At 62.4% G+C, this 8028-nt stretch carries 3 protein-coding genes; 1 reads left to right on the top strand and 2 read right to left on the bottom strand.

Annotated features, from left to right (window positions below; translation table 11 throughout):
* A partial coding sequence (locus L9Z73_RS21015; protein WP_247404989.1) for a hypothetical protein occupies nt 1-225 on the bottom strand: 225 nt, incomplete at its 3' end.
* 481 nt (nt 226-706) lie between these two features.
* Here L9Z73_RS21015 and L9Z73_RS21010 point away from each other — a divergent pair.
* Entirely contained in the window at nt 707-2125 is a 1419-nt protein-coding gene (locus tag L9Z73_RS21010) for an amino acid permease (RefSeq protein ID WP_247404986.1), read from the top strand.
* Between the two features lie 45 nt (nt 2126-2170).
* Here the strand turns inward: L9Z73_RS21010 and L9Z73_RS21005 are convergent.
* On the bottom strand, nt 2171-8028 hold a 5858-nt coding region (locus L9Z73_RS21005), incomplete at its 5' end, for an NEL-type E3 ubiquitin ligase domain-containing protein (RefSeq protein ID WP_247404981.1).

Below are 8028 nucleotides of genomic sequence, written 5' to 3'. Positions count from 1 at the left end.
GCCGGCCAGGTCCACCGGCAGGCGCATGGCCCAGGCCCGCAAGTGCGGGCGGCTGAGTGCGCGGCGGTACAACTGCAACCAGCAGCCGAGGGAGGAGTGCTCGGGTACTTGCACCGTGGTGGAGTCGCCGGATTTCAAGTGATTGAACAACGCGCTGATCAATTGGCCATCGGCGGCCAGGCGTTGCGCCCGGCCGTGTTTCAGGACATCGAGGGTGGTCGGCATGGGGAGATCCTTTCGCTGGGATTGCCGTGCTGGCAATCGAAGCGGCCCAGGGTGAACGGGCCTCCCGGGCGCGGGTATGGCGATGCTTCCCGTTCGACCGTGGCCGGCTTCCGCGTTGTCTGCCTGATGGGCTGAAAGTATTGAGACAGAGCCTTCGGGTGGGTATATGCGGCCTAGGTAGGGGCATGACGCTGCACCAAAGCTGTGCAATACTCGGCGCGCGTCAAAACGAGAAAATCCCTACGCTATCCAGGTAATGCCTCTCCACAAAAGGCGCTTTTACCGCGACTTCTCGCTGAATCTTGCTGTTTATTGAGTGAAAAACCCTGGGTTGAGCTTTTTATACTGCACCCCCGCTGAACTGGCCCCGGCCAGACGGGTTGGCCCATGAGGCGAGCTCGGTGAGAGGCGTCGTGGCGGACCTGCCGTGACGTCGAGTACTCGGTGGATTAATCCAATAACAAGACGAGGTTGTACCCCTATGCCAGTTGGCAACCACCTGCCTCATGGCGAGACCGCTCAGGGCGGCCCGCTGAAACGTGAACTGGGCGAACGGCATATTCGCCTGATGGCCCTCGGCGCCTGTATCGGTGTCGGCCTGTTCCTTGGCTCGGCCAAGGCCATTGAAATGGCCGGCCCGGCGATCATGCTCTCTTACATCATTGGCGGCCTGGCGATCCTGGTGATCATGCGCGCGCTGGGCGAAATGGCGGTCCACAACCCCGTCGCCGGCTCGTTCAGTCGCTATGCCCAGGATTACCTCGGCCCGTTGGCGGGCTTCCTGACCGGCTGGAACTATTGGTTCCTGTGGCTGGTGACCTGTGTGGCGGAGATCACCGCCGTGGCCGTGTACATGGGCGTCTGGTTCCCCGATGTGCCGCGCTGGATCTGGGCCCTGGCGGCCTTGCTCAGCATGGGCACGATCAACCTGATCGCGGTCAAGGCATTCGGTGAGTTCGAGTTCTGGTTCGCCCTGATCAAGATCGTCACCATCATCGCCATGGTGATCGGCGGCGTCGGCGTCATCGCGTTCGGCTTCGGCAATGACGGCGTAGCGCTGGGGATTTCCAACCTGTGGGCCCACGGCGGCTTCATGCCCAATGGTGTGCAGGGCGTGTTGATGTCCCTGCAAATGGTGATGTTCGCCTACCTGGGTGTGGAAATGATCGGCCTTACCGCCGGTGAAGCGAAGAACCCGCAGAAGACCATCCCGAATGCCATCGGCTCGGTGTTCTGGCGCATCCTGCTGTTCTACGTCGGCGCCTTGTTCGTGATTCTGTCGATCTACCCATGGAATGAAATCGGCACCCAGGGCAGCCCGTTCGTGATGACCTTCGAGCGCCTGGGCATCAAGACCGCCGCCGGTATCATCAACTTCGTGGTGATTACCGCCGCATTGTCTTCCTGCAACGGCGGCATCTTCAGCACCGGGCGCATGCTCTACAGCCTCGCGCAGAACGGCCAGGCCCCGGCGACCTTCGGCTCCACCTCGCGCAACGGTGTGCCGCGCAATGCGCTGCTGCTGTCGATCGCGGCGTTGCTGCTGGGCGTGCTGCTCAACTACCTGGTGCCGGAGAAAGTCTTCGTGTGGGTCACCTCGATTGCCACCTTCGGCGCGATCTGGACCTGGGTGATGATCCTGCTGGCGCAGCTCAAGTTCCGTAAGAGCCTGAGCCCGGCGGAACAGGCGGGCCTCAAGTACCGCATGTGGCTGTACCCGGTCAGTTCCTACCTGGCATTGGCGTTCCTGGTGTTGGTGGTGGGCCTGATGGCGTACTTCCCGGACACCCGCGTCGCGCTGTATGTAGGCCCGGTGTTCCTGGTGCTGCTGACCGTGCTGTTCTACGTGTTCAAATTGCAACCGACCCAGGTTGCCCAAGGCGTCGCGCGCTCGGCGTAACGCTTGTTCAAGGCGGCCTGTCGCGCACAGGCCGCCTTGATGCCTTCAATCGCGGTGCAACGCGTGCAGGGCCGCGTCCGTCAACTGGCCGATGAGGCGGTTGCGCTCGGCGGTCTGCGTGTCGATCAGCGCTTGCAGCCGGTCGAGGTGTTCATCGGAGTGTTTGTCCGGCAGCTCCTTTTGCAAGAGCCCGATCTTGTTGCGGGCCACTTCCTTGATCGTTAAGAAGGGCGCGGGAAAGCGTCGTTCCAGGTAGTCGAGCCAGAAGTCGCGGGTTCGGTACGCGTTCGCCAGCCCAGGGGAATCCTTCAGCCCACGCAGCATTTGACGAGCCTGTTGGACATCATTGTCGACCACGCCGTACCCCTCCACTGAATACAACATTTGGTCCGCCTGGACCGGCAGGTTGAATTCCTCGCGTAACGTCACGCGATAGAACAGGGTGATTTCGGCGGGGTCCGGCGAACGCCCTTGTGCGCTCAAGCGGAGGGTGTGATCGTCGGCGAACTGATCGAGCTGCTCCAGGTAATACACCTGTTTGGCCAGGCCGAGCAGTTCGCGGTCGATCTGCTGCTTGTTGTACCGAGCGAGGGTCTGATGCACCCGGTGCAGGAGCTCCATGTTGCTGAACAGCAGCATCGCCCCGTCGCCGCAGGTGCCGGCGGCACTGGTGTTGAGGAAGACTTTTTCGCGCAGCTCGGTGGAGTCACCCAGGCCGTTGAGCAACCGCCAGACACGACGCGTCAGTGTTGTACGTGTTGCACCGCCCTGCCGGTAATCCAACGATTTGGCCAGGTCTGCCAACACTCTGAAGGCGTCATCCGGGCGGGCGCCTTCCTGGCTTGATAGCGCGTCCCACAGTTGTTTCGCCGGCGCGTGTTGAGCGCTGTCGAGGGCGCGCAGCCAGGGCGTGACGTGACGTTCTGTCGCGGGCGCGTGAGTGATGCCTGGCACGGCTCGGGCCATGACAATGCCGCTTTCGGTGCGGTATTGCTCCAGGCGCTCCAGGGCTTGCGCGGACAGCGGGTTGTCATGCAGATAGATACGGCGGTTGCGCAGGCGCGCCCTGATGTGAGTAAAGACTTGTTCGGGAATGCTGCTGATCTGGTTTTCTTGCAAATACAGCGTGTTCAGATTGCCGTGCTCTGCGGCGCCTATCGGCCATTCATGGAGATCGGTGCCCCTTAGCCTCACGCTTGTGAGTTGGACCATCCGGGTAAGGTCCGGGGTGATGCCCAGGGGGTTGCCATTCAGATTAAGACTACGCAGATTGACCATGTTTGCGAGTCGCCCGGCCGACGCTTCGGTTAAGCGAAGCCTGTTGAATTGCAGGTTCAGGTCGGTCAGTTGCGTCATGTCGGTGATGGCGGCGGGCAGTTCGGTCAGCTCGCAGTCGATGTGCAAGGCGCGCACGTTGGGGAAGAGGGCGAGGAACGCGTGGCCTGCGGCGGGGAAGGTGTTCCCGGCAATGCTCAAGTGCTCGATGTGCTCGAACCCGGTGAACCCCGTACCAAAGGCGTCTGTGGGCAGGTCGTTGTCCTCCAGTCGCAAGGTCAGTGAGTGGACGTCAAACAAGCCCGCCACATAGTGCAAGGTCGACTCATCCCGTCGCCACGCCCTGCGCAGTTGGTTAGCGATGTAGCGGCGTTGCCCCAGATGGATGCCTAACGGGTCGGTCTGGGGGGCGTCGATGGGGCGTGGGGTGTCGCTCCAGCGGGTCAGTTCAATGTCCATGAAGCGGAATTCGGCCTGGCGCCGGTCAAGCTCGAGCAGCGCGGCGGGCTCATCGAGATTGAGCTGGTGGATGAAGGCGCGGGCGTTGTCATTGTCAAACCTTGGATAGAGCGTCTGGACCCTGCTCATCAGGTCGGGCGTGCGGTTCCCCCCGAACGGCCACAGCCAGCTCCAAACGGGATACGCCAGGAACGAGCGATCCAGCCCCATGGCGGGTTGTAGCCAGGGTTGCAAGTGAGGCAGGTCAAGCAGGCTTTTGATTTCGACCCGGCGGGACAGCGCCAGGTTGGCGATCTGCTCTTGCAGGGGTGAGAGGTCGAACTCATCGGTGATCCCCAGCGAGGTGCGTTCGGTAGGGCTCAAGGTCTGGACGATGGCCGCCAGCAGGCGGCTGCCAGCGCCGACGGGTGCGGCGAGTGCCGTCCCCTGAGGGGCGTAGGCGTGGTAAATGCGGTGTTGCTTGACCAGCACGTTTCGGCGGGTTCCGGCCTGGTTGCCGGCGGCTTCGATGTTGGGGCCGTTGAAGTGACTGTCACGTACCTCAACCCGAATGTCAGTGGGCCAGCCGGGCACGGCGTCGAGCAGGTGCAGGATGATCTTGTCACTGTCCGGGTTGATCATGCTGTCCAGATACAAACCTTCGAAAGCACGATTGAGGCGGACTTCATTGGCGGTGAAGCGGGCTTTTTCGGTGAGGCGCAGACTGACTTGGCCGTGTTCGTGCAGTTGCTTGAGTTCGCGGGGGGTTGCATGGCTCAGGATGCCTTCGACCGTGCTGTTGGGTAAGTCGGCGTGTTTGGCTTTGAAGCGTTCGTGCAAGGCGTTGGGGCTTCTGCGTTCGCTCCTTTTGTACTGTGAATCGAACAGTTTGTCGGTTTCTTGCTCGGCAAACTCGATGACTTTTTTCACCAGTTTGAACAAGCGTTCTTCACTGGAGGTGGGCAACTCTCCCAGCAAGGCGCTGATCAGTGCGTCGTTGCGCGTGAGTTCGTTCAGCAGCCGGGCCTCCTTGTATTGCAGTTCGCTCACGCGGATCGTTTCAACATTCGGCCCTTCGGTGGCCGGGTGTTGATAGCGCACTTCATTGTGCGGGCCGATGATCTGCAGCCTGTGGCTGTTCGGCCACTCCGGCAACCCGGAGATCACCAGCAATTGCAGGTCTGGATCGGCATTCTGGGTATTGGGGTCTACCCGCAGCGCTTCGATGAAGCGTCGGATCTGTTGTTCGATCTTGAAGCGTTTGCAGGTGTCGGCCAGCAACGGCGGTGCCGGATGGCCGGCGCGGTGTACCTGGCGCAGCACGTGGTCGGGGGTATCGGTCAGGGCGAGGATTTGCTGGGCCTGTTCGCGGGTAAATGCGTAGTCCTTATGGCCCAGGCGGTGGAACAGTGGGTGCGTGTCCCAGGTCATCGGGTCCTCGCTGGCCAGTCGCCAGGCACCCTGGCCGTTGTGTTCCAGGAGCGGGGTGTCGACGCCGATCTTTTTCGGGTGTTTGAGCCGCCACTTGAACACCTTTTTATCGTAGGCGATCCGGTACAGGCTGCCGGACAGTGGCAGGTACTCGTTGCCCTCAATCGTGTAGATACCGTCGGCCCTGGGGGTGAGGTGCGGTGACAGCATCAGGTTGTGTTCGTAGGGCAACAGCGAGCCGTTGACCAGGCTGACGAAACCTTCGGGGCTGCGCCGGGCGCTCATGTTATCGCCCAGGGTTTTGCGCAGGCCCTTGGCGTCGGTGGCGCTGCGCATGCCCAACTGTTGATGCTCGTGGGGGTGGAGCACCGAGGCGATGGCCAGATAGAAGCTGTCATGAGCCGGCGACACGGGGATTTCGCCATCGTTGCGGATGTCGTAGGCCTGGTAGCGGCCACCGGGGTGCAAACGCAGGTTCACGGTGAGGTCGTCCGGACCACTGGGCACGAAGGTTTCGCCGCGGGCGACATCCGTGACCACGAAGGGCCGCTTAAGGGTGTCGCCTATCAGCGCGCCGGCAAACTCCCTGGCCCAGAGATCGGTGTCGGCGTTGAATTCGCGGGGGTTGTACAGGCTGTCGATCACCGCGTCGATGCGCAGCGCGGTGCGGTGGTGATCGAGCATTTCAACAAACGCCACCGGCAGCGTGCCTCCCGTCAGGAACGCCGCTTGCTGACGTTGCGTCAGCGGGTGTTCGGCAAGCAACCGTTCCAGGTTGGCGGCGGTCAGGGGCGGGTTCAGGTCGCGCAGTTTTTTCAGCAAGGGCGTGACGCTGATCAGCGCGGGTGACACCTTGACCGGCAGAAACCGCCTGGCCGCCGGTGCGGCGGCGAGTTCGCCTTTTTCATAGCCCCAGTAATCGAACAATGCCGAAAACAGCGCGTGTCGCTCGATGCTTGCCAATGCGCTCACCTGTTGGCGCACGCTGCTGATGCGCGCGCCCTCGGAGGCGTTGGGCTGGTGCTCTTTACCCAGGGTCGAGTCGCGCGGTTGTTGGCGAATGATCAGTTCAAGCAGGTGCTCGTCACCTTCGGGGCCGCTGCCTGGGTCGTTGAGGTTTAGGTAGCTGCCGTCCTCGCGACGCTTGAGGTTGATCGCATGGGGCCGCGGTGGTGGTTGCTCGGTTTTACCGTAGGTCTCGATCCGCGTGCCGTCTGGATTGTGGATATGCAACAGAGTGTCGGTCGGCCAGCCGCTCAGTTGGGTCAGCAGGCAGAAGACCGTGCTGTCGGTATGCGCCGGCAGTTGGCCAGGCTGGGGGAACCGCTCGATGATTTGCTGGATGACTTGGTCGACCTGCAGGCGCCTGGCCCCTTCGATCAGGTTCAACGGTGCAGGCTGGGCGCGCCACACGCGGTCCAGCGTGTCGCGGGTGGTGGCGGTGCTGAGCAGCATGTGTTCAAGGGCGGCCGGCGCGATCGTCGAGGCACCGTTGGGCAGCATGCGTTGCAGCAGCGCGTGGTTGGACAGGAGATGGGCGTTGTGCAAATCGAAGGTCCAGGCCTGGAGCGCCGGGTCGAAGGTAATCGCCGGGGTGTAGCCGTCCTTGCCGTGCGTGAGTACGTAGCGTTTGTTCACGTCGTCGAATTTGACTTCGACCAGCACGTCCTTCTCGCCCTGGCGCAGTTTGGCGTAGAGCTGCTCCTGGTCGGTGTAAATGCCCACGGCGTTGGGCGTGACGCCGTTGACCAGGCGTTGGTTGGCGTGGGCATAGGGTTGGGCGTCGGCTTTCCAGAGCCCATGGCTGCCATCGGCGCGCGTGATCTTGTGCGGGTTGCCGAGTTTTTCCAGGTACGCGTGCATGCGCCGGCGATGGGCTCTTCCGGCGGTTGAGATCAATTTGCCGCTGACCGCGAGGTCTGTGACGTCAGCCAGGGCCGAGGCAAACCCGCTGGCCTCGCCCTTGACCAGCTCATTCACGCCCTGGGCGGCGCTGTAGGTCAGGCTGCCCATCACCGTCAGTTGCATGACCCGGTTCATGCCGGTGACGCCGCCGGGCAGCGGGGTGAGCAGCAGTTGCAGTACCTCGCCGGCAATCGCCGCCGCCGCGTCCTTGAGGGCTTGCCAGTCTTTTTCCGAACGGGTTTGCGCCAGGGTATCCAGGTCTGCCTGGAAACGTTGGATCTGCCGATAGGCACAGGCCTGCACCAGGGTGGTTTCGCGAGCGGATTTGATGTCGGTGCGAAAGCGGATGTTGTTCAGGGTTGTTGGCGGAAAGGCCAGGTGAAAACCTTCGTACACCTGCCTGCCCAGCCAACTGGCGCCTTGGGGCGGTTGCTCTTTGTTGATGAGTGATTTGAACAGCGACAGCCCGATCAAGGGCAATTGCCGGGAGAACCAGCCCAAGTCGTTCTTGGCGTGGCTGTCCAGCAGTTGTGTGCGAAACGTGCGTTGCGCGGCCTGGGCGTCGTCGTGGTATTGCAACGCCCCGCCGGGACGATAGGGGAAGTAGGACAACACGCCAAGGCTGGCCGCGCGGATCAGCAGCAAGGGCACCGGGATGCCGGTATCCCAGGCAACGAAGGGCACCGAGATCAGCGGGGTGATGCCGGAGCTCAGGTTCAGGGTGTCGAACGGCAACTGCGGGCCGGTGCCGTCGATGGCGGCGTTCAGCCGCGTGTAGAGGTCCAGGGTGACGCCGGTGGTGGCGCGGTTGCGGTAGGCTTCGATCGCGTCGAAGCTCAGGCTGGCCTTGGCCG

The organism is Pseudomonas emilianonis, assembly GCF_023072625.1.
In the GTDB taxonomy this organism is placed as follows: Bacteria; Pseudomonadota; Gammaproteobacteria; order Pseudomonadales; family Pseudomonadaceae; genus Aquipseudomonas; species Aquipseudomonas paraveronii.
This window is presented reverse-complemented; position numbering and strand designations above follow the sequence as displayed.

Coding starts and splice junctions, on each gene's coding strand:
- L9Z73_RS21010 (WP_247404986.1), top strand. CDS start 707: ATGCCAGTTGGCAACCACCTGCCTCATGGCGAGACCGCTCAGGGCGGC.